Annotated in this window: 22 protein-coding genes, 1 pseudogene and 1 riboswitch; of the genes and pseudogenes, 10 read left to right on the top strand and 13 right to left on the bottom strand. The window is 33.8% G+C overall.

Annotated elements, in window-relative coordinates; genetic code table 11:
* Positions 1-40 precede the first annotated feature (40 nt).
* The 7 genes and pseudogenes from ACKX2A_RS06060 to ACKX2A_RS06030 all read left to right on the top strand — a co-directional run bounded on the left by ACKX2A_RS06060 (position 41) and on the right by ACKX2A_RS06030 (position 6,354).
* Positions 41-937, top strand: a complete 897-nt coding sequence (locus ACKX2A_RS06060; protein WP_415328348.1) for a BatD family protein — start codon at positions 41-43, stop codon at positions 935-937.
* Positions 930-1,922: a VWA domain-containing protein gene (locus tag ACKX2A_RS06055; RefSeq protein ID WP_415328346.1), complete on the top strand. Its 993-nt coding sequence runs from the start codon at positions 930-932 to the stop codon at positions 1,920-1,922. The genes ACKX2A_RS06060 and ACKX2A_RS06055 overlap by 8 nt, the downstream gene beginning before the upstream one ends.
* Positions 1,922-2,928, top strand: a pseudogene (locus ACKX2A_RS06050) (vWA domain-containing protein). The gene ACKX2A_RS06055 and the pseudogene ACKX2A_RS06050 overlap by 1 nt, the downstream one beginning before the upstream one ends.
* 99 nt (positions 2,929-3,027) lie before the next feature.
* Positions 3,028-3,771 carry a tetratricopeptide repeat protein gene (locus ACKX2A_RS06045; protein WP_415328344.1) on the top strand — a complete coding sequence of 248 codons (744 nt, stop codon included), beginning with the start codon at positions 3,028-3,030 and terminating at the stop codon, positions 3,769-3,771.
* A gap of 23 nt (positions 3,772-3,794) precedes the next feature.
* Positions 3,795-5,507, top strand: a complete 1,713-nt coding sequence (locus ACKX2A_RS06040; RefSeq protein WP_415328342.1) for a BatD family protein — start codon at positions 3,795-3,797, stop codon at positions 5,505-5,507.
* Between the two features lie 44 nt (positions 5,508-5,551).
* The gene (locus tag ACKX2A_RS06035; RefSeq protein WP_415328341.1) at positions 5,552-6,154 is read left to right on the top strand and encodes a MarC family protein; all 603 of its coding nucleotides are present in this window, start codon (positions 5,552-5,554) and stop codon (positions 6,152-6,154) included.
* Positions 6,155-6,159: 5 nt separating this feature from the next.
* Positions 6,160-6,354, top strand: coding sequence for a hypothetical protein (locus ACKX2A_RS06030; protein WP_415328339.1), 195 nt, complete (start codon positions 6,160-6,162; stop codon positions 6,352-6,354).
* 350 nt (positions 6,355-6,704) lie between these two features.
* Here ACKX2A_RS06030 and ACKX2A_RS06025 read toward each other — a convergent pair whose 3' ends face one another.
* The 10 genes from ACKX2A_RS06025 to ACKX2A_RS05980 form a co-directional block, all read right to left on the bottom strand.
* A complete protein-coding gene (locus tag ACKX2A_RS06025; protein ID WP_415328337.1) occupies positions 6,705-7,673 on the bottom strand; it encodes a chorismate-binding protein in 969 nt (322 codons plus the stop codon).
* Positions 7,674-7,696: 23 nt separating this feature from the next.
* Positions 7,697-8,599: a hypothetical protein gene (locus tag ACKX2A_RS06020; protein ID WP_415328336.1), complete on the bottom strand. Its 903-nt coding sequence runs from the start codon at positions 8,597-8,599 to the stop codon at positions 7,697-7,699.
* Positions 8,600-8,611: 12 nt separating this feature from the next.
* A complete protein-coding gene (locus tag ACKX2A_RS06015) occupies positions 8,612-9,751 on the bottom strand; it encodes an RNA polymerase sigma factor (protein ID WP_415328334.1) in 1,140 nt (379 codons plus the stop codon).
* 5 nt (positions 9,752-9,756) lie between these two features.
* Positions 9,757-10,809 carry a hypothetical protein gene (locus ACKX2A_RS06010; RefSeq protein ID WP_415328332.1) on the bottom strand — a complete coding sequence of 351 codons (1,053 nt, stop codon included), beginning with the start codon at positions 10,807-10,809 and terminating at the stop codon, positions 9,757-9,759.
* A 358-nt stretch (positions 10,810-11,167) separates the two neighbouring features.
* Entirely contained in the window at positions 11,168-11,608 is a 441-nt protein-coding gene (locus tag ACKX2A_RS06005; RefSeq protein WP_415328330.1) for a PaaI family thioesterase, read from the bottom strand.
* A gap of 17 nt (positions 11,609-11,625) precedes the next feature.
* The gene (locus ACKX2A_RS06000) at positions 11,626-12,234 is read right to left on the bottom strand and encodes a 1-acyl-sn-glycerol-3-phosphate acyltransferase (RefSeq protein WP_415328328.1); all 609 of its coding nucleotides are present in this window, start codon (positions 12,232-12,234) and stop codon (positions 11,626-11,628) included.
* Positions 12,235-12,553: 319 nt separating this feature from the next.
* A complete protein-coding gene (locus tag ACKX2A_RS05995; RefSeq protein WP_415328326.1) occupies positions 12,554-14,281 on the bottom strand; it encodes a PspC domain-containing protein in 1,728 nt (575 codons plus the stop codon).
* A 10-nt stretch (positions 14,282-14,291) separates the two neighbouring features.
* Positions 14,292-14,621 carry a PadR family transcriptional regulator gene (locus ACKX2A_RS05990; RefSeq protein WP_415328324.1) on the bottom strand — a complete coding sequence of 110 codons (330 nt, stop codon included), beginning with the start codon at positions 14,619-14,621 and terminating at the stop codon, positions 14,292-14,294.
* A gap of 212 nt (positions 14,622-14,833) precedes the next feature.
* The gene (locus ACKX2A_RS05985; protein ID WP_415328323.1) at positions 14,834-16,189 is read right to left on the bottom strand and encodes a cytochrome P450; all 1,356 of its coding nucleotides are present in this window, start codon (positions 16,187-16,189) and stop codon (positions 14,834-14,836) included.
* Positions 16,190-16,459: 270 nt separating this feature from the next.
* On the bottom strand, positions 16,460-17,392 hold the full coding sequence (locus tag ACKX2A_RS05980; RefSeq protein WP_415328321.1) for an IS110 family transposase: 933 nt from the start codon (positions 17,390-17,392) through the stop codon (positions 16,460-16,462).
* A gap of 485 nt (positions 17,393-17,877) precedes the next feature.
* Here ACKX2A_RS05980 and ACKX2A_RS05975 point away from each other — a divergent pair, with 485 nt between their 5' ends.
* Positions 17,878-18,567 (top strand): XAC2610-related protein, encoded by a 690-nt coding sequence (locus tag ACKX2A_RS05975; protein WP_415328319.1) that lies wholly within the window; start codon positions 17,878-17,880, stop codon positions 18,565-18,567.
* Positions 18,568-18,569: 2 nt separating this feature from the next.
* The gene (locus ACKX2A_RS05970) at positions 18,570-19,160 is read left to right on the top strand and encodes an HD domain-containing protein (RefSeq protein ID WP_415328318.1); all 591 of its coding nucleotides are present in this window, start codon (positions 18,570-18,572) and stop codon (positions 19,158-19,160) included.
* Positions 19,161-19,301: 141 nt separating this feature from the next.
* Here the strand turns inward: ACKX2A_RS05970 and ACKX2A_RS05965 are convergent, their stop codons facing one another.
* The 3 genes from ACKX2A_RS05965 to ACKX2A_RS05955 all read right to left on the bottom strand — a co-directional run bounded on the left by ACKX2A_RS05965 (position 19,302) and on the right by ACKX2A_RS05955 (position 21,524).
* Positions 19,302-19,685 (bottom strand): acyl-CoA thioesterase, encoded by a 384-nt coding sequence (locus ACKX2A_RS05965; RefSeq protein WP_076392338.1) that lies wholly within the window; start codon positions 19,683-19,685, stop codon positions 19,302-19,304.
* Positions 19,686-19,798: 113 nt separating this feature from the next.
* Positions 19,799-19,990, bottom strand: a riboswitch (cobalamin riboswitch).
* A gap of 37 nt (positions 19,991-20,027) precedes the next feature.
* The gene (locus ACKX2A_RS05960; RefSeq protein WP_415328315.1) at positions 20,028-20,831 is read right to left on the bottom strand and encodes a hypothetical protein; all 804 of its coding nucleotides are present in this window, start codon (positions 20,829-20,831) and stop codon (positions 20,028-20,030) included.
* A 30-nt stretch (positions 20,832-20,861) separates the two neighbouring features.
* The gene (locus ACKX2A_RS05955) at positions 20,862-21,524 is read right to left on the bottom strand and encodes an ATP-binding cassette domain-containing protein (protein ID WP_415328314.1); all 663 of its coding nucleotides are present in this window, start codon (positions 21,522-21,524) and stop codon (positions 20,862-20,864) included.
* 398 nt (positions 21,525-21,922) lie between these two features.
* On the opposite strand from ACKX2A_RS05955, the gene ACKX2A_RS05950 reads away from it, so the two are divergent.
* Positions 21,923-23,020, top strand: a complete 1,098-nt coding sequence (locus ACKX2A_RS05950; protein ID WP_415328312.1) for a GEVED domain-containing protein — start codon at positions 21,923-21,925, stop codon at positions 23,018-23,020.
* Positions 23,021-23,051: the final 31 nt, after the last annotated feature.

Here is a 23,051-nt window from a genome sequence, read left to right as displayed (position 1 = left end):
AAGTAAACATTAGGCTTTAGCCAAAACCTATTAATTGAAATTGAAAAAACTATTATTTATATTTTGTTTTTTAATCTGTGCAAACGCCTTTTCACAGATCCTTTCTTCCAGTGTTGAGAAGAGAACTATTGCTTTGGGAGAAGTGAATCATATCGTTATTACGATCAATAATCTACATAACGAAAAGGTTTCTGCGGCTCCCGAAAACGAACTCCTGCCTTTCCATTTTGAAGAGGTAAAAGACAGTATTGCGCAAACTCAGGATGTGTATTACAGAAGAATAGAATTTGCTGTTTTTGATGAAGGAAAATTTACGATTCCCGAACTGGAATTTAAAGTTGGAGGTAAAGTTTTAAAAACAATTCCTTACGAAATAGATGTAATCAACACGGCTCAAAAAGGCGATCCGATCACAGATATCATGAATAATAAAAATGTAAAATTGGAAGCGACGGATTATTGGGAGCTTTATAAGTTTTATATTTTAGTGGCAATTGCAGTTATTGCTTTAATTATTTCCATCATAATGTTTGTAAAATACGGAAGGAAACCGAAGGATTCACCTGTTGTAACGACCAATCAAACATTAAAGGAATTAGATTCTCTCAAGAAGAAAAAATACGTGGAAGCAGGGAATTACCGTTCATTTTATGTTGAATTAATTGATATTTCAAGAAAATTTATCGCTAAACAATACAACTTACCTGCAGATGTTTTACTAACAGATGATTTAATTGATCTGATGAAGAAAAATAACACTATTTCTCAGGAAAACGAAAGGGTAGTGGAAGATGTGTTTTTAAGAGGTGATTTGGTGAAATTCGCGAAAACTTTCCCGGATAAAGAAGCAATGGAGAAAGATTTTAAAGATATTACTGACTTTGTGAAAAGATCATCAAAGGATTTGGAATTCGAAAATTTGAGAAAAGATGCCTGATTTTGAGTTTTATAGTCCTTGGTTTTTAGCGCTTTTTTTGCTGTTTATTCCGCTTTTATTTAGAGATGCAAGTAGACAGAAAAAGAAAGGTATCAAAGTTCCCACTGTTAAAAATATGGGCGACAGTGGCGGAATTCAGTTTGTGATGTTTATTCTGAGAATTTCAAAATACATCATTCTTTCATCTTTAATTATTGCGATGGCAAGACCAAGAACTTTTACCGTTTCTCAGGACAGAGACGATACGAAAGGGATTGATATCATGCTTTCTGTTGACGTTTCATTGAGTATGTTGGCTAAAGATCTTACGCCGGATCGTTTAACGGCTTTGAAAGATATTGCGATAAAATTTGTTCAAAAACGTCCGAATGACAGGCTAGGTTTGGTGACCTATTCAGGAGAAGCGTTTACGAAAGTTCCGGTAACTTCTGATCATCAGGTTGTTATTGATGAACTTCAAAATTTAAATCCATTGGAATTGCAACCCGGAACTGCGATTGGAGAAGGACTTTCTGTTGCGGTCAATCACCTTAAAAACAGTAAAGCAAAAAGTAAGATCATCATTCTGATGACAGATGGTGTAAATACGATTGAAAACGCAATGCCTCCTGCAATTGCAGCAGAGTTAGCAAAGAATAACGGAATTAAAGTGTATTCCATCGGAATCGGAACAAACGGATATGCTTTGATGCCAACTCAGACAGATATTTTTGGTGATTTGGTTTTCACAGAAACGGAAGTGAAAATTGATGAACCTATTTTAAAGGAAATTGCTCAGATGACGGGTGGAAAATATTTCAGAGCGACATCCAACAGCAGCTTGGAAGAAGTATATGATGAAATTAATCAATTGGAGAAATCTGATGTAAAAGTTTCTAAACTGTACAATTATCAGGAATATTTTAAAATTTTCCTTTGGATTGCTTTGGGAATGTTGTTCATTGATGCCTTATTGAGATGGGTGTTTTATAAAATTTTAAGTTAATGGATTGGTATTTAGGTAATTATTGGTATTTGTTGTTGCTGTTGCTTTTGCCGCTGTTAGCTGTCTTTTTGGTTCGATTTTTAAAATGGAAAAAAAGAAAAGAGAAATTTTTGCAGATAGCCAGTTTCACGAACATTTATTTGAGAAAAGATCAGGATTTACGAAATTTTTTCCTGCTTTATATTTGATTGCAACATTATTTTTAATTTTTTCTATTATTGATTTATTAAATGGTTCAGAAGAAATTAAATCCAATCAAAAACTGAATAATGTAATTTTCTTACTGGATGTTTCTAACTCGATGAATGCGGAAGATATTAATCCAAGTCGTTTGACAGAGGCTAAAAACCTAATGATTCAGACGATGCAGAAAATGAAGAGTGATAAGGTCGGAATTGTGATTTTTGCGGGACAGGCAACGTCAATCATGCCTTTAACAACAGATTACAACTCGGCGGAAACTTATATTAGCGGAATTGAAACGAATTCAATGCAAATTCAGGGAACAGATTTTCTGGACGGTATGAAAACTGCTGCTGAAAAGTTTAAGAATGTAAGCAAAGACGCAAGAAAAGTTATTTTGTTAAGTGACGGTGAAGATAACGAAGGAAATGACGATGCTGCAATAAGATTAGCCAAGAAAGAAGGAATCATGATAACTTCTGTCGGAATCGGAACCGAGGAAGGAGCTCCTGTTCCGGAATATGTCTTCGGACAGTTGATGGGATATAAAAACGATATGAATGGGCAAACCGTCATTTCGAAAAGACAAACAGAGGCTTTAAAAAAGATGGCTGATGCAACAGGCGGATCATACATCGACGGAAATAACATTAATGAAGCTCCGGACAGAATTGTTGATGCTTTAAGCAAGAAAATGACTTCTTCCGAAACATTGGTGAAATCGCAAAACGCAAATCATTATTATCAATATTTCCTCGCTGTTTCACTGCTTTTCTTCTTTTTAATTTATATTTTTAATCCGAAAAGAGATTTTAATGTTTAATATTCAAATTGTGTGTCTCATTTTCAGACAATCATTTTAACCCAATTTTAACAATTAAACACCTGTTTATTAACATTTAAAGGAATAATTTTGCACTGGATGAATACTAAAATCATTTTTTTATCGTTTATATCTGCTTTCTTGTTTTCAGGATTTCTGTTTGGTCAGAAAAACTACAGAACTTTAGTGTATGAAGGAAACGAGAAATTTAATGGTAAAGATTATGATGGAGCGTCCTCAAAGTACATGGAAGCGATCAAAATAAATGGAAAAGATTTTGCTGCACATTACAATTTGGGAAACGCATTGTATAAAAGCAAGAAGTATGAAGAGGCAAAGGCAGAGTTTGAAAAAGCACAGAAACTTTCTCAGACAATTCCTGATAAAGCGGCAGCGCTTCACAATTTAGGAAATGCTTACATGCAGATGAACCAGCCGGAAAAAGCTGCGGAATTTTATAAGCAATCCTTAAAACAAAATCCTTACAGCGAGGCAACAAGAAAAAATTACCAGATTGCCAAGCTGAAAGAAAAAGAAAACCAACAAAAGAAAAACCAGCAAAATAACTCAGGTAAAGGAGGCGGTGGTAAAGACCAAAAACAAAATGATGATCAAAAAGGAAATCCTAAAGATCAAAAACAAGATCAGGGACAAGGGCAACAAAATCAAGGAAAAGGACAAGGGAATGACCCCAGCCAAAATCCTAGTAATGAAGGCAAACTTCCCAAAGATCTTGAAAATCAAATACTGAATAAAGTAAGCGACAAAGAAAAAGAAACCGCCAGAAGAATTTTGAACAAAAATTCTTATTCGATGCCTGAAAGCAACGAGAAAGATTGGTGATGCAAAGCAGATTTACCTACATAATGTTCCTTTTTATATCCGTAATTTCTTACGGACAGGTAAATCTTAGTGTCGTTCCGGATAAAACAACCTACAGTGGAAACGAAATCGTAAATCTTAATATTGTCCTTGAGATTGAAGGTAGTGAATACAATCAGCAGACAAAACTGCGCTTACCAGATTTTTCTAAATTTAATCTTATCGGAAGCGGATCTGTGAATAATGCCTTTATGGATCCCGAAACCAATACGGTTGTTTCTCAGTATGTAACGAGATTGGCTCTTGAACCTAAACAAAAAGGAAAGGTAAAGGTCGGGTCATTTCTAGTCACGATTAATAACAGAATTTACAAAACAGAACCTTTCGACATTTTTATAAAAGATGCCGAGAAAAAAACTGTTGCCACAAATACTTCGAAAGATGTTTATCTGAACATGGAAATCGAAGATAAAGATGTTTATCAGGATCAGCCGACTATTGCGGTTTTGAAGGTCTATTCTAAAAATATGGATAACTTCAGAAAAGTGAAAAATATTCACCTACCTGAACAAAATAATCTGGATGTTTTCCCTGTAAGCTTTGCTAAATCCGATATCGATCCTTCTGATATAGGAAATATGTCTTCACAGATATTAGCCGTATTCATGGTATTTCCAAATGCAGCGGGATATGTAGATGTTCCGGGAGTTTCTGCCACAGTGAATTCTTATTCCAACAAAAATAAAATTGTTTCCAATAAAGTAAAAATCAACGTTAAAAAGCTTCCGGAAGGCTCTCCTGAATCCTTTAAAAATGCTGTTGGTAACTTCAATGTAAGTGTTTACAATGCCTCAAAAGAAAAAGCGGAGGTGAAAAAACCGATCAACGTTGTTGTAAAAATAAGTGGCGAAGGAAATTTGAAAACAATGGAGCTGCCTAAGCTGGCAGCATCTCCGGATTATGAAGTTTTCGCTCCGAAAATTACCTCAAATGTTGCTGTCGGAACTACGGGAATGAAGGGAGATATTTTTGCTAATTATGTTGTAATTCCCAAAAAAGCGGGTGACATTGCTATCAAAACAGAGCAGTTTGCATTTTTCGACCCTTCAAATAAAGAATATATAGATCTTGGCGAGCAGACTTTGGCAGTGAATGCTTTTTCTCATGAGCAGATTATGGATGCCAAAACAACGGTTGAGAAAGTGAATGAATACACCAATACTTTTCTGGAAACGGTAAATACTCCTGTTCTGAAAACAACTTCATTCAAGGTAAAAGAAAAAAGTAAATTCCACTGGAATACGCTTTTAATCAATATTGCTATTTTACTAGGATTATTTATAGTTTATCTTTTATTTAAAACTTGGCAAAAAAAGCGTAAATTAGTTAAGGAAACTGTACCTGTAAAACCATTGGGTTCTGTGGCTGAAACCGAGCGGGAAATAAGAGAAAGTTTGAAAACCGATATCAACGATTATTTCAGCTATCTGGAAAATCTTAAAGATAATGGCGATTATCAGACATTCTTTCAAACGGTGGATGAATTGGATGCTGAGGTTAGAAATCAATATTCTCAAAGCTCTGCCGAGGATTTCAGAAGTTTTCTTGAAAGTTATAAAGGTTCTACGATTGCTGAAGAATACAGAAATCTTTCTCAAAGAATTCAGATAGAGAAATATGCTCCGGTAAAATCTGCAGAAGGAATTGAGGAACTTTTAAGAGCGATTGTTAATTTGTATTCTCAGATTAGCAAATAATCAATTTATTTTCATATTTTTGCGAAATTTTTAATTACAAAGAGATGGAAATTTTTAATGATTTTTCTATAAAAGAGATCATAACCTGTTTTATGGTTCTTTTTGCAGTGATTGATATCATTGGTTCTATTCCTATTATCGTAAGTTTACAACAGAAATTCGGACAAATAGAGTCTCGAAAAGCATCTCTTACGGCCGGAGGAATTATGCTTGTTTTCTTATTTGTAGGAAATAAAATTCTAAAATTTATCGGAGTTGATGTAAATTCTTTCGCAATAGCAGGTGCTTTTGTGATTTTTATCATTGCTTTGGAAATGATTTTAGGAATTGAAATCAATAAAAGCTCTGAGGCAAAGGCCGCATCCATTGTTCCCATCGCATTTCCGCTGGTTGCAGGAGCGGGAACTTTAACGACGACGCTCTCCCTGAAAGCTGAATTCCATGATATTAATATTATTTTTGGAATCATTCTCAATACAATTTTCGTATATTTGGTGCTGAAATCTGCGACCTGGCTGGAGAAGAAAATGGGCGACGCCACATTGGCTATTTTACAGAAAGTTTTCGGAATCATCCTTTTGGCAATTTCAATTAAATTATTCACCGCAAATTTTGCGCAGTTGGTGCAGAATTATATTAATTTTTAAGAATCATGCAGAAGTTTTATAAAGTATTTTTTATACTGTTTATCGTTTTCATCGCAATCAATCTTTACGCTGTAGACTGGCAGACAGATGTTCTATCTGAAGACAACCTGAAATTTATCTTTTCAGCAGCTGCGGCAATTATCGGTTTAATCATCGTTTTCGTTATGAATACGTGGAGCAAAATCGGCGTGAAGAAATAATTTTCAACACATTTTATTCTATATAAAAACCTCTTTCAATGCGAAAGAGGTTTTTTTAAGAACTTAACTTTAATTTATTTTTTATTTAAGAAGCTTAATCCCGCTTTCCACTATATCTTTTTGGTTACGGCTCCGCTTCGCTCCGCCGCAACCAAAAAGGATGCCGTTGCAATCGGGGCTAGGAACTTGCGACCGTTGAAACTGTTAAATCTCATAGGCTTCAAAACTTATAAGGATTGAAGCCACGAAGTTTGTCTTTCCGTAGGAATTTAAACTTAGTATTAGAAATTTATATGAAAGATTCGTGCTTAGATCCTTGACAGAATAAAAAGTTCAATGAAATTTTATTTTTAAGAAACCACCAAATTTTTCAAAATCGCTTCAGACTTCAGCTCCGTTTCTCTCCATTCTTTTTCTGGGTTACTTTGTGCGGTAATTCCGCCTCCAACAAATAAATGAACAGAGTCTTTGTACAATTTAGAACAACGAAGATTTACAAAATACTGAACCGTTTCTTCTGTTTCGATTTTAATATATCCCGCATATAATTCACGTGGAAATTTTTCAACCTTTTGAATATTTTTTTTACAAAAATCCTTAGGAATTCCGCAAACTGCCGGGGTTGGGTGCAATTCCTTAATAATTTTATCCAAATCAGAAGGTCGTATTTTTGCTTTGAAATCTGTTCTTAAATGTTTAATATTTCCCGAAATATGATCGTATGTTTCGGATTCATCAATATTTTCAGAATAATTATTTAAAATATTTCTGATGTAGTTTGTAACTGGTTTTTGTTCTTCAATTTCTTTTTCTGACCAATTTTCTGAAACGGGAAGTGTTCCGGCAAGACTCATCGTCTCGAAATCATGAGTTGATTTATTGAATTTTCCTAAAACTTCTGAAAATGCTCCCATCCACGAAGTTTCGCCATCAATAAAAATATATCGGAAAGCATTGGGATAAGATTGACAAAGTTTTTTAAAACTTTCTTTTACATCAATTGTACTAAAATCAGTGAAAATTTTTCTTCGGGAATAAACCAATTTCGGAAGCTGATTTTCTTTAATAATTTCAATTACTTTTCCTAAATTATTTAAATATTCTTCTTTAGTTTCAGCAATAAAATTGTTTTCATCGTTAGCTAAAGAATCGTTCGAGATAATTAGCTGATCGAAGTTTTCATGATTTATTTCAATAATTTTTCCGTTAAAATTGATTTGATCTAAGCCATCAAAAGAATGAAAATTAATATGGGTTTCATCTGTATTTTCATCTGTTGAATACAGCTTTTCGTCGAATGGAAATTTGAAATAAATCATCGTATAAAGGATTTTTAGAAAAACTATTTCGAAATCGTATAAACAATTCCAAGGTTTATTTTTCTTTCTGCAAAGGTATTATTAGTCTTAAAGATGTCAAAATCAAACGAGCTGTTTTTTAAGGAAACATTGTTCATTTGGTATTGCTGATAATCCAGAGCCAGCAAAATTTTCCTGAAAAGCCTGTATTGGATTCCTAGCGAAAACCCCATATTGATCTGTTTACTTTTAAAGTCTTCCAATTTATTCAAAACTCCATTTTCCGGAACTAAAAATTGCATTTTGTAAGAATTTCTGTTGACTAAGAATCCTGCAAACGGACGAAAATTGTTCCATTCGTAGAATAATTTTAACTGTAAAGCGTATTCAAAGTGTTTATTATTAAATTTTTGAAAGAGTAGTGGTTGCGCATCTTTCGTAAAATAAAAACCGTTGAAATTTGTATCTTCTTTATTTGCATCCAGATCAAAACTGGAATTCCAATCATAAACATTAGCTGATAATTGCAATGATAGTCGGGGATCAAAAATGTTTTTAGAAAACCAAATTCCAAGGTTTTCGCCAAATTGAGGATTATTAGAAAAGTCTTTCGCCCAAGAACTAAAATGTAAACCTGTTCCCGCTTCCAATCCAAATTCGAAAGTTCTTACTTTTCGTCTTCTTGCTCGATTTATAGCTCTTTGTTTTTCGATTTCTTCTTTGTAAATGTTTCGGACAAATTTCGTTTCTTCAACTTTAAACTCAGGAAATATTACGTCATTTTGAGCAAATTTTGTTGGTTTCATCAAGTATACCGTATCGTAAACAACAACATTTTCGTATACGTAGACTGTATCGACTTTTTTCCTTTTCTTATGTTTTTGAGCAAACGAAAAATTTACAGTTATGACTAAAAAAAGAAATAATAGTTTTTTTAAGAACATCATTTGTTATCCAATTTATTTATCTACAAAAATGGTATCTCGCTTAATAATTTTCTTTACGACGATTACTTTCTGCGGAGTTTCATTTTCATCTTCTACAACGTCTTTTTGACTTATTTTTTTTGCAGTTTTTGTTTTTACAACCTCTTTTTCATCTGAATTTATTTGAGCTTCTGTGAATTTTGTTTGAGGATTTATTTTATTTTCAGAACTTAGTTTTTCATTTGAAATTTTATTTAAAGTAATTTCAGAAGTCTTTTCGACAGTAGATTCTTGAATTTTATTTGTTGAAACTTCCTGCCTTTCTTTAATCAATTTAGATTTTACAATTAAATTATTTTGTGAAGAAAGCGAATTCTTCGGACTCAATAAAAAGACAGAACCGGCTACAATAACTAAAGTTGTACTTCCAAAAATGACCTTCTGAGTTAAAGCCTGACCTGAAATTTTTGAAAATCCTGTGCTAAAATTATTAATGGAAATGTTCTCCGGGATAGTAAAATTTTTGGAAGGTGAAATTTTAAAATCTGAAAATTTACTTTTAAAAGTCTGTGCCCATAACAATCCTCCCAAACCGAAAATTACCAGAAGCTGAGCCTTTTTTTTGTTTTTCGGTGTATCTTGATTCACGAAATTATTCATCAGAAAATTCTGAACGGCTTTCTTTGCTCTCATCAAATGAGATTTAGACGTATTCACAGTGATTCCCAACATGCCCGATATTTCTGCATGTGAATGGTTTTCAATAAAGAATAAATTGAAAACCGACTTGTGATGTTCCGGCAAACTGTCGATCGATGACAAAAGCTGATCTCTTGTGAAATCGTAAATGAAAATATTTTTTTCGTCTAAAGGGGGATTCATCTCGTAAAGGGTATCTGGAATTTCTGAGGGTTCGGTGCTTACAAAAACCGCTTTGCTGTGTTTTCGCAAGTGCATCAATGCATTATTTACAACAATTTTTTTGAGCCAGCCCATCAAAGCTTTCTCATCTTTCAGCTGATGATTGTTTTGTATGGCCGTAATAAAGCTGTCCTGAACAATATCTTCAGCAGTATAAATGTCCGGAATGTATCTACGGCAGATCCCCAAAAGTTTTGGGGAATACTCGCCGTAGACCTTTTGCCAGTCTATATTATTATTGCTTTGCTTCATATTTTTTAATTTGGAACGACAACAACAGAGTTAAAACATCCTCTTGATGTATCTGGAAGGCTCATGATTTCTGTATTGTTAATAAAGAATTTTACGGCTGTTCCATTTGTGTTTGTTCTTGTCATGTAAATATTTTGATCTTTTGCTATAAAATGCCCAATATTGTTAAAATTATTCGGATCTGAAATTTGTACCTGATTGTTGTTTTTAAAATAGAAATTTTTTCCAATATAATATATATCGGATCCATCCCAGGAAAAATCTGTAATACCGCTTTGTGAAATATTTGTTGGCACTGTAACATCGGTGTTGGTAAGAATATTTTTCAGATAAAAATTACCATTCATATCAACTAAAGATAAGTAAAGTACTGAATTGTCGGACAAGAATTTGCGCGGAATAAGACTGTTTGTAAGAAAGTGATAAACATTATTTTTATAGTATCCGACCTCCCAGTTGGTCCAGTTACCCGGTGTCCCATAATAACGTTTTGAGATATAAACATCGTTATTAAAAAAGCCATAGGCTCCTAAAGTTAAGCTTGCTGCAGTTTCGCTTGTTTCTAGAACTGTCCTAACACCATTTTTCCAAGAACAAAACAAATATTGGTCTGTTGTAGATGTTGGGGTAGGATTTTTCATAATTCCATTAAAATAAATATCTCCATTTTTTATTGTCAGATTATTATAAAGCTGAAAATTATTAGGTTCATTTATTGTATTTGGAGTAACATTTAGATATTGAGCAACATTATATTTTACACCATTTTTCCAAAAATACCACGCGGGAATTGTATTGCTTCCACCAAGCGAACCGATATTATTGGCGAGCATATAAACGTTGTTATTTTCTACAGCAATGTAAGTTCCCTGTAAATTTTCTCCGCCGGCTAATGAAACTTTTTGTCCGTTTTTCCAGTAACAGGCGTTGAATTCATCGACACCGCCAACATAAACGTCGTAGGATGTTGTTTTTTCCTGAATGGTTTCCATATCGTTTGTTGTACAAGAGATTACAAACGTTAATAAAAATAAGAAAGATAAAATGTGAGTTCTCATGGTTGTTATTTTTTCTTATAAGATGCAAGAAAAGAAAAAGGTTGCAGTATAAAAACAAAAAAAGCTCAAAATTATTTTTGAGCTTTGTATTTTAACTTTGTTTGAAGCTTATTTTTTATCTGAAATTATTCATTTAGTTTAATTTAGATTCGAGTCTTTCCTTTCAACTTTCTAGTACAGTACTTATATTCCTACGGAATTACAAACGTTGTGGTATTTTTCGAATGTTTAATTGAACGACAAAAACCCTAGCCCCGATTGAAACGGCATCCTTTTTGGTTGCGGGCGGAGCGAAGCGAAGTCCGTAACCAAAAAGATACAGTGGAAAGCGGGAAAAAGCTTCAAATAAAAATTAATTTTATCGATTAATAATATTATTCGTCATCGTTGTATGATTGATCAACTGACCTTTTTCATCACGAATTTCAATTTCAGAAACGTGCATGGTTTTTCCTTTTCGGATGAATCTCGCAACGGCTGTTACAAGTCCGTCTTTTTTGCTTCTTAAATGGTTTGAATTGATATTCGTCCCAACTCCATAATATTTTGAACCGTCTATAAAAATATTAGACAGGCTAGAACCCATCGTTTCTGCCAATACACAGCTTGCTCCGCCGTGAAGAATTCCAAAAGGTTGGTGAACTTTCGGTTGCACGGGCATTGTAGCCGTCATCGTCTCGTTTTCAAGATCGATATCGATGAATTTTATTTCTAAATTTTTCGCTAAAGTAACTTCGCCACCCCAACTGTTTAGAAATGCTAATATTTCTTCCTTCGTTTTATCTTTAGTATAGTACATTATTTTGTTGATCGTTATTAGTTGCTGGTTGTTGGTTGAGATTCAGAGTCGCTTCCCATGATGTTGGGATTCCAGTTTTCTGGGATTTTAGGAACGATGTCATTTTTTACGTAATAATCCTGAATTTCCTGCATGATTTCTACAAAAGGAACGGATGCAATTCTTTCATAAGGAATGGTATAACCTAAGTAAACGATTTTTCTTTTAAAATCTCCCGCTGCCAAAACGATCGGAACTTTTGCTGCTAAAGCCATGTGATAGAAGCCTTTTCTCCATTTCGGAACCCAGCTTCTTGTTCCTTCCGGAGTGATTACCAAACTGAAATCGTCTTTTGCAAACTGTTTTGCCACAAAATTCACAAGGTCATTTTTCTGGCTTCTGTCGATTCCGATTCCGCCCAACCCTTTTACTATGCTTCCGTACCAGGCTTTTGTGTGGGCGTCTTTAATAATGATTTTTAATGGTTTTTTTAATGACCAATAGGCAAGATTTCCTAAAATGTATTCCATGTTGTGGGTGTGTGGAGCGACCACAAGAATACATCGGTTGAGACTGCTTTCGTCGCCCTGAAGAACGACTTTCCAGCCCATTAATTTTAACATCAGTTTGCCAATCAGCTTTCTCATATAGTTTTAGATTAAAAACAAAAAAGTATAACCAAAGTGGTTATACTTTACAAATATATTGAAATATTATCGCTCTTAAAACAAACTGCTGATTAAATCAACAATTTTCATTATAATTTCTAGTGCTAACTGTACCATGATTATTTAATATTTTTTGAGTGTTTTTGGTTATTAATTTTTTTCCTCTACAAATGTAAACTTTTTTATTAACATGAAGAACAATTATCTTATATATTTTTGTTCTTTCTGAGAGAAGAAGAGTGTGAATTTCAAACGGTTGTGTTATTCATTCACACCTTCTGCCACTCTCTGCAGTTAATTATTTAGTTTTTATAGAAATTTCGTTTTTACCTTCGTTTACTTTGATGTCTACGTTACCGCCTTTCATTTTTTTGATGCTGTTTTTCATAGAATCAATTACCTGATCTGCCTGGTTGCTCGGAACTTTTTTTCCGTTTACGATGATGCTGTCGCTGTCTTCATCGTTAGAATTATATTCAATCGTAGAACCGTTTACTGTGATCTTATTTTTTTCGATTCTGATGTTTCCATCTTCATCTCTGTCCTGATCGTCGTCATTGATTCCGTCTCCGTTTAAATCTCCGTCGAAATCGATTCCGTCTCTTTTTACCGGTATTACAACTGATTTTGAAGGAATTACCAATTCATAATCGATGCTGTAATCTCTGAATCTGTGTTCGTAAGGATATTTAATATAGTTTGGAAGAATTACTCTGTTGTTTACAATTTCTACCGGAACATTTACATTCAATGGCAGATTGTATCCTTTAGCTTCTTTTTTAATAATCAGATAAGGAGTTTTGATATCTGCTTTTCTTGTAACATCTACATGAATCCAATCTTTTTTATAAACTGAAACTTTATCAGAATAAAGATCATCATCGTATCCTTTAAAGTTTTGAGGAATGGTAACTTGCTTGAAATCAACATAAATACTGTCCGATTGTGTGTTGATAGAAACTTCTTCTGTATCTTCTTTATGACCTTTCAGGAACATTTCTTTTTTCGCCATGCTGAATCCAAAATAAGTACCCAAAGAGATCAATGCAAGAAATATCGCCCCGATTACCCAACCTGTGTTTCTTAATTTTGTTTTAGGAGAAATTAGTTTAATACTTAAAATTCCGAAAACCATTGCAGGCAGTAAGCTTCCTAATGTGATCAATGCCATGATTACATATCTCATGTTATCATTATCGAAATAGAAATTCATTTCGCTGATAGGAGGGAAGTCGCTGTCTGCTCCCATGAAACCGAATACTACAAATACTCCGATTAAGCAAGAAATAGACATTAAAGCGAAGATTCCACCTAAAATATATCTTATCACATTCCAAAGTCCGCTCCCGGCGTTGTTGATGTATGGTTTGTTTTCGATATAGATTTCTCCGACCCTCTGAGTAGATTCATTGGCAAATTGCACCAACTTATTAGACTCATTCTTAAGATTGTCGAAGTTCATAGGCTTTCCCTTCATTTTCAGGAAATCTGCCGCAGTTTCTGCTTTTGGCAACACCGCCCAAAGGATGATGTAAAGCAGGAAAACCAACGTTGATGAAACGGCTGCTGTGAAAATTCCTAAGATGAAAATTCCCAGCCAGATTGCTCTCATTGCAGTAATATCCATTCCTACGTAATGAGCCAGACCTGCGCAAACACCGGCAATTTTTTGTCTTTCAGGGTCACGGAATAATTGTTTTTTATCAGAATATTCAGTTCCTGTTGTGTTATTTCTTTTTGTATTTTTTTCAGAATAGTAAGCTTCTTCCTGTTCTTCGATTTTTTCAGGAGAACCGATCTGTGCGATTACTTTCTCTACATCTGTATCGTTGATTACTTCACGTTTTCCTAAAGAATCTCTGAAGATTTCCACCATTCTGATTTCTATGTCATGCATTACCTCATCTGCTTCCGAAGCGTCCAGAGAGCTTCTAAGAGCATTCAGGTAGTCGCTCAGCTTTATATATGCGTGTTCTTCTATAGTAAAAGAAAAACCTGCGAGTCCTATTGAGAGTGTCTTGTTCATAGCTTTGTTTTTATTTGATTTGAGTGATTTGGTTTACGGAATCTGTTAATTCGTTCCAGGTATTTTGAAGTTCATCTAAAAATAATTTACCTTTTTCTGTAATCTGGTAATATTTTCTTGGTGGTCCTCCTGTAGATTCTTCCCATCTATATGAAAGAAACTCGCCGTTTTTTAATCTTGTTAAAAGAGGGTAGAGTGTTCCTTCCACTACATCCAGTTTTCCTTTTTTTAGTTCATCTATTAAGTCGGAAACATACATTTCGCGATGATTGATGAGACTTAAAATACAGAATTCCAGAATTCCTTTTCGCATTTGCGCTTTGGTATTTTCAGTATTCATCTTTAATAAGTTTTGTTAATTAGTTATATAATTTTCGAAGTTCGGAACCTAGCTAGATGTACCTGCTTCGATTTTACATTACAAAGATATGTAAATAAAATGGTATTATGCAATACAAAGTAGTGAAAAAATATAAATAATTATTGTAACTAATTGAAAATCAGATTAATTATTTTTATTATTGAATTTTATGAATGTGGATTTTAGAAAAACTAGGCTAAATTTTTAATAATCTTTCCATTTAAGCTGGTTGTTCTTAAAGTTACCAATGCTTTTTTCTCCAATTCTTTCTGATATGATACAAAACTGTAGTTTTTGTAGAATTTACGGACGATAAGAACCATCTCCATCATAGCAAAATGTTCACCGATGCAAAGTCTTGGACCTGCGCCGAAAGGATAGTAAGCGAAATTCTTTGCATTTTCATCGTCAAAACGTTCCGGAATAAAGGAATTTGGATCATTCCAATACTTCGGATTTCTGTGCAAACCTGCAATATAAAGAATAATTAGTGTTCCTTTTTTCCAGGAATAATCTTTAAAGCTGTCGTCTTCTAAAGCCTGTCTATCGATTGCCCAAGCCGGAGAATGCAGTCGCATCGCCTCTTTAATAATATTGGAGGTATAAGATTTTTTCATTAAACTTTCTGTTGTGAAAATATTTTCGCCTTCTTCCTCAATTTCTAGTTTTAATTTCTTTTCCGCTTCAGGATTCTGGCTGATTTCAAAAAAGATAAAGCTTAAAGCATTTGCAGTCGTTTCGTGACCGGCGATGAAGAGAATAAGCATTTCATCAACAAGCTGTTCATCGGACATAGGAAGTTGTGTATCTTCATATCGCGTATGAATAAGCATATCCAGCAAATCGTTTTTTTCTTCCCCCGAATCTCTTCGTTTATCCAAAACGCTTTGAATAATGGCTTTTGATCTTTTACTTTTTTCAATTGTTTTGCCAATCACACCAAATATTTTAAAGATCTGAGTGTAAAATGGCAAACGAACTTCTTTTGCAAAAACTTCCTGAACTTCGGTAATAATTTTACCTAATTCTTTCACCTTACTTTCATCAATATCTGAACTGAAAAGGGTTTTAGCAACAATATTAAAAGCCAGCGTATGAAATAAATCGTATAAATCGATTTCTGGTTCTTTATCAAAAGATTGGAAAGCGGCATCAATTTCTTCTTCCATAATGGAAACCAGATTCGCAATTTTTGCTTTGCTAAAACCAGGTTGAATCAATCTTCTTTGTTTGAGCCAATCTTTACCGTTATTTGTCAGCAAACCGTTTCCAAGATATTTTCCTAATGTGACGGATTGTATTTCAGATTTGAAGTAATTTTTATGATTTTGTTTTAAAATGTATTCAATAAATTCTTTATCCTGAGAAAAAATAAAGTTTTTATTGGTAAAACTTGCTTTAATATAATAACTATCCCCTGCAATTTTGTGGTTTCCGCTGATGACTTCTAGAGGATCCTTCACCCCTCTAAATAATGAATACAACTTTCTTGTTCCTTTTATTTCTGTCGGATAATTGAATTTTGAAGTCATGTAGAATATTTCCATTAAAAGTACGACTTATGGTTTAAATTATTTGAAATTTTATTGATCATGTTTGTTACTTTTTCTTTTGATTTCTTTTTCACAGTGTTTGTCATTCCGGAGGAATCTAAGCGTAGTATTAGAGAAAAGTTTTGGGTCATTGCGAACCGTAGGTGAAGCAATCTTTAGAAATTGAAACATAAAATTTATAGAGATTGCTTCGTCATTTCACTCCTCGCAATGACGACAAAGTGCTGTTCTAGCCCCGATGTTCTATGTTAATATGCAAATTCTTCAAGTTAAAATTTTAAAGTTTTTCTGATAATCTGCTTGATAAGCTATTTTATTTTTGACCACACCGAAACAGATTCTTAAGAGTTTATTACAAACGGCAATCAATGCCAATTTCTTAGGTTTGCCTTTGGCCAATAATCTTAAATAAAGTTCTTTGCAGTGAACGTTGTGTTTTATTGCGGTCCACGAGCAAACATACAGTAGACTTCTGATATGAGTTTTAGAGGTTCTGCACTTTCCCGGAGAATAACATTTTTTTCCAGACTGATAAATTCTGGGAGCCAATCCAAAATATTTAACCAATGACTTTGCAGATTCAAAATTCTTAAAACCGGAAGTTGCTGCCATTAATTGTAATGAAGTCTTTTCGCCAATTCCCGATACACTTTGTATTAAATCCTTCACTTCCTTAAACTCTTCATCCTGAAGTTTTGGAAGGCGTTGCTCAACTTCATTGATTTCTTTTTCCAACTGTTTCAACCTCCTTTCATAATGCTTTTCTGTATCTGGATTTAGGTAAGGATTAAAACGAAGCGATTTTAGTTTTACAGCATATCGGCGTTTTTCTTCTTCCAAATCATTCAACAGTTTAATCTCTTGGTCAAGATGTTCAATCTCAATACTTTTGGGCATGTAATTCTCAGGACGGAACATCTCACCATAAAGCCTGATCAACTTGGCGTCTTCGGCATCAGTTTTTGTAATAATATTTTTCATCCTTGCAAAATGCTTGACAGACATACAGTTTATAAGGTTGGATTTAAAATCTTTACCCAAAGAAAAATGAAGAATTCTACTACTGTAATTACCGGTAGCTTCAATAACAAAACAATAATCATCTGAGGATATTTTCTTTAAAAATGATAATATCGAGCGCTGATTGTTTTCGATATTACTAATTTGATCCTGACCATTGTGATCATTAAAACTCAACGTTAAAAAACTTAGACCCTACATCTACTCCAATCACTTTTTTTGATAATTTTGCCATCATAAATCTTTTTTATAAAGAGGTTTTCTTCTGATCCATCATGGTAAAAGTTATTACCAACAATGTTCTATCCGGATTTGGAAGAAAACAGCAGCAGGGGAATAAAATCAGGGGCGATATCTATCTATCAATTGAACGTCTGTCTTTATCCTGCTGCTTTTTCTTAAAGTTAATTTTTTTAACTAATTTATAAATCGGTTTTTCTTAATGCAAACTTACCATTGGAACGACATCCTTTTTGGTTGTGGCTGGAGCGAAGCGGAAGTCGTAACCAAAAAGATACAGTGGAAAGCGGGATTAAGCTCCAAATAAAAAATAGCCTTGCAATGAATCAAATAGCTCCTTAAAAAAATATCAACCCAAAAGCTTTAAATCAAAAGCTGTATTTTTGCACAGAATTTGTTTACAGAATTTAAAAAATACACATATGATACATTCTCGATTTTTATTACCCTTTGTTCTTTTGGGAACGACTGTTTTCGCTCAACAACAATTTGAATTAAAAGACGCATCCAAAAATTATGATGTTAAAATTAATGTTGAAAATTGCAGTAAGGAAGAATGCCAGGGAAAGGCTTCGATAGAATTGTTTGATAAAAAGACTTCGAAAAAATTTCAGACGCTGACCTCAGAAAATTTAAACTTTTATCTAAATGAAGATCAGAAACCGACAGCGAATATCATTCGATTATACGATGAACAAAGTCCGTTGATTTTTGACGATTTTAATTTTGACGGAACGGAAGATATCGCCATCAGAAACGGAAACGAAAGTGGTTACGGTGGACCTTCTTACGATGTTTATGTTTTTAATATTACTAAAAAGCAATTCGTTTTAAGCGAAGAATTAACAGGATTGGCTCACGAAAATCTAGGAATGTTTAATACCGATTCTGCTCGAAAAAGATTAATTACGTATTCTAAATCAGGATGTTGTTGGCATATTACGACGGAATATTCTGTGCTGCCGCAACGTGGTTTATTTAAAGTTTATGAATTGGAAGAAGATGCAACCGGCGGTGAAAAAGTGAAGGTGACAAAACGTGAATTTATAGATGATAAATGGATTACGAACACGAAAGAATATCCGGTCAACGAATATTATAAAGAAAATTAACAATGAAAATACAAAAGGAGATTGATTTTATTCTGGCAGTTGATGCCCTGAAAAATGTACAGCGAAGAAATTATAATGCCGATGATTCAAGAAGGGAAAATACGGCTGAACATTCGTGGCAGATCATTATTTTGGCCCAGATTCTTTTTCCATACGCAAAAAACAGAGCGGATATTGATTTATTAAGAGTCATCAGAATGCTGTCTATTCATGATTTGGTGGAAATTGAAGCGGGTGATACTTTTTTATTTGATGAAGCTGCAATGGTCGGAAAGTTTGAAAGGGAGAAAGCTTCTGCTCAAAAGATTTTCGGAATTTTGGATGAACCATTGAGAACAGAGTTTTTCAATATGTGGCTGGAATTTGAAGAGGAACAAACTCCTGATGCAATTTTTGCCTGTGCGATCGACAGAATTATGCCTTTTATTCTGAATTCTCATACTTCAGGAAAAAGCTGGACGGAAGCCGGAGTTACAGAAAAACAAATCCGAAATATGCTTGAAAATGCAATTGTGAGAGCTTCGGATGAAATGGGAGAGGCGTTTCAGCATTTATTGATTAGAAATTTGGAGACTGAGAAGGTTTTGAAATAGTTTTTCATATTAACTTGAAATCTATGGGAGATAAAAATAAATAAAATAAAAAGTTTCGGCGGGCTAAGCCCGCCGAAACTGCTTTAAAAAAACATTGTAAAAATAAGGGTTCCGGCGGCGAAGCCGCCGGAACCTTTTCATTTATAGTATTTGGATTGGTTTCTTGAATTCGTCAATTGCTACAAACGTAAAATCTCCGACAATCGCTCTTTCTCTTTCATAAGAATACATTTGTTCCGTAAAAATCTCAACATTTACTTTCATACTCGTTTTTCCGACGTGTACTACTTTTCCGATCAGTTCTACGATGGTTCCTGCGGGGATAGATCTTTTAAAATCGATTTTATCGCTGCTTACCGTTACCACACGTTTTCTTGCAAAGCGAGTTGCTGCAATAAATGCCACTTCATCCATGAGTTGCATCGCCGTTCCTCCGAAAAGAGTATCGTAATGATTGGTTGTATTGGGGAAAACTGCTTTAAAGATTCTGGTTTCCGATGCTTCAATTCTTTCTTCTGTAGTCATATTTCATTATTAATTAAAGCGAAATGAAATAGATCGGAACAACAGAACAATGACAGGAATCCGAGAAATCCCTGAAACATCCATTAGATCAATAAACTTCAAATCGCGAAAGTTTTTTTGTTTAAAAAATAGGCAGGTCTCCTGACTCGTAACATCTTCATCTCCTTCCCATCCCGCTATTTAGGCAAGAGACAGTGGATCTGTGATAAAGACTTTAGTTACTTACAGTTGCGCGACAGTTCGTGATTTTCACACGATTCCCTTTTAATCTGCGGTTAAGCAGAACCAATTTCCTGAAAAGTTATTCACTTTTCGGTTACAAAAATAATGATTATTGACGAATTATCGTGGATTTTTATAAATGATCTGACTTTCAACTTTTCCTTGCTTGATTGTCCAAATCGTAGTGTATCGGTTTTCACCAGAACCATTAATCATATAAAGGAAAATATGATCGTTGTCGATCGCTGTAACACCAACATTGCTGAAATCCATTGTAGGCTGAAACATATTTTTGATTGCGTCTCTTACAAAAACAGAACCTCTTCCCGGTTGTTGAACTCTGATGGATTTAATTTCCGTTAAATCTTCAGGAAGGTCTTTTCCAATTCCCCAAGGCTTTACTTTATCAAGTTTAATGATATTTCCTTCAGCATCTTTTTCCTGTTTCTTAAGTTTTGCATACGAAGGATAAACATCGATGATTATTTTGGTTCTTTGATTTCCCGGAATTTTAGGATTGGTATCATCGGTAAAAATTAATGATCTTCCGTTTTTAGATTTTGAAGGCGTAAATTGTGGTAGTTTATCAACAAAAACAACACGATTTTTGTTCACCATCCCTTCTTTATTAATGCTGTCGTACCTTTCGAAAGGTTTTTCGCTATCGTAATCTCTATCAGGATATTTGATCCAAAGCCACTCTGTTTCTCCCGGCGCCGGTTTATCATAAATGAAAACATCTCCTGTTTTCATACGAATTTTATCGATGATTTTTCTGTAATTATCTTTATGAACACGTACCATCGCATAGCCTTCTTCAGCTTTTACAACACCAAAAGGAACTTTATCCTGAGCTTTTACAAGACCCAAAGAAAAAAGACTGAAAACAGATAAATAAAATGCTTTGTTTACGGAAATCATCATAAAAATTTTTTAACAGTTCAAATATATAAATTAAATACTTTTCGGAAGATAATTATGCTGTTGCAATTCTTTTAAATCTTTAATTTGTTTTAAATAATTATTGTCAAGCAGATAAATTTCATCAGAAATCTTCAAAATATCCTGATAACGATGATCGGTAATGATAATTCCTTTTTCTTTTGATTGTTCCCTAATTATTTTCTGAATTTCAGAAACCATTTTTGGAGATAATGCATTAAAAGGTTCATCCAAAAGAATAAATTTCGCATCGGAATGAATGAGTAATAAAATCTCAACAATTTTCTTTTCACCTCCTGAAAGACTGCTCGAGGTTTCGTTTAAAAAAGGTTTTATAAGTTGAGAATGTAAAAGTTTTTCGGTATTTGTTTTATTACAAAAAAGCGAAATCAGTTTTTTTATTTTTATGCCTCTTGGAAGAAAAGAATATTGTGGCAGGTAGGCAATTCTTCCTTTTCGATCCATTTGGTTTTGTAAAACTTTATCATCAACTCTTACGAATTGTGAATCTCCTTTTTCAATTCCGAAAATGATTTTGAGCAGAGTAGATTTTCCCGAACCATTTCTTCCCAATAATCCTACTACTTTTCCTGTTTCGCAGCTGATGTATATTCCTCTTAGGATAGTCTTTTCATCAAACGATTTTGTGATGCTGTCAACATGAAGATTACTCATAAAAAATTGGCTCCCATATTTATTATTAAACTTATTGATGCTGTCACAATCCAAAGAGATAACCTCGAAAACCCAAAATTGGCAAAAAAAGTATACTCATTTTTTAATCTTAATTCATAAATCAAAAAATGGAATGCCGGAAAGAATATTAAAAAGCACAATCCGAATTTATTAAAGGTAAATCCCAATAATGAAGTTATTACAATTGAAAATGAAATCGATGGGATTAATAATTTCAAATAAAAAATCCACAAAACCTTAAGATTTTTGATCATGCATCAAAATTAATAGAAATATTTTTGAATTAATTTTAAAAATATAATTTTTGACTTATAATTTATAATGCCAATTCGAGTTTTTGTCTTACTTTTAATTAAAATCTAAAACCATTTAAACTTATGACAAAAAATCTACTTTTTGCATTCCTATTTCTATTGGGAATTTCTTTTTATCAAAGCAAAAATATTGTAACAGAAACACCAAAACCTGAGTTTTTCTGCGACAATCTTCCTCCTGCAAACGTTCAGATTTCCAGTATTACGATGACTTCGGCAGTTATCACCTGGACGGCAGATCCTACCGTTGCCAACTACGTTTTAAGATATCGCATACCTTTGGGAACTTGGACGACTGTTACCAATATTATTCAAAATTCATTTACTCTTACAGGTTTAATGCCATGTCAAACTTACGAGGTACAGGTAGCAAAACAATGTCCTGCAACAACGACAATTGGAGCTTGGTCGAATGTCTTAACATTTTCAACGTATCTTAATTATTGTGCTGCAGGTTCTACAGATACAAGTATGATGCATATTTCCAATGTTACGGTTACCCCTTCCGGCGGACTTCCGCAGATGATAAGCAATTCCGGAGCATCAAATTATACAGATTATCGTCCGGATCCTACGCGCAAAGTTCAGTTGTTGGTTGGTAGTGCAAATAATTCAATTTCGGTTTCCAAAACCTGGGCAACAGCTCCTTCGGGTTCTGCTGCAGTCGGTGTTTGGATCGATTTTAATGCTGACGGAATTTTCCAGGACAACGAAAAATTGATGTCTTCGCCGGCAAATACTTCTTCAATAGCAACAACATTTTTTACTGTTCCTGCAATAGCTTTTCAGACGGGAGCAAATTGTGGCGTGGCAATGCGTGTTATCATTACTCAGACAATAAACAGTTCTGTTTGTGGATCTTTCACTTATGGAGAAGTTGAAGATTACGGCGTTTATTTATCAAATACAGCCAATCTTTCTGTAAATGAATTGAACAAAAATAAGGAAGGAAGTATTTATCCAAACCCTACTTCTGATATTTTAAATATTTCAGGAATCTCAGGGAATGAATTTGAAATTTATAATTCAGTCGGACAAAAAGTAATGCAAGGAAAAATTTCAGATGAAAAAGTAAATGTTCACGATCTTACAAAAGGTGTTTATTTTATTCAAATTAAAGAAAAAAATAATGTAACGCGATTGAAATTTATTAAAGAATAAATTAAAAGTGACTTATGAAATTTTTTTGTTG

It is taken from the genome of Chryseobacterium sp. MMS23-Vi53, assembly GCF_047651245.1.
Taxonomy (GTDB): domain Bacteria; phylum Bacteroidota; class Bacteroidia; order Flavobacteriales; family Weeksellaceae; genus Chryseobacterium.
This window is presented reverse-complemented; position numbering and strand designations above follow the sequence as displayed.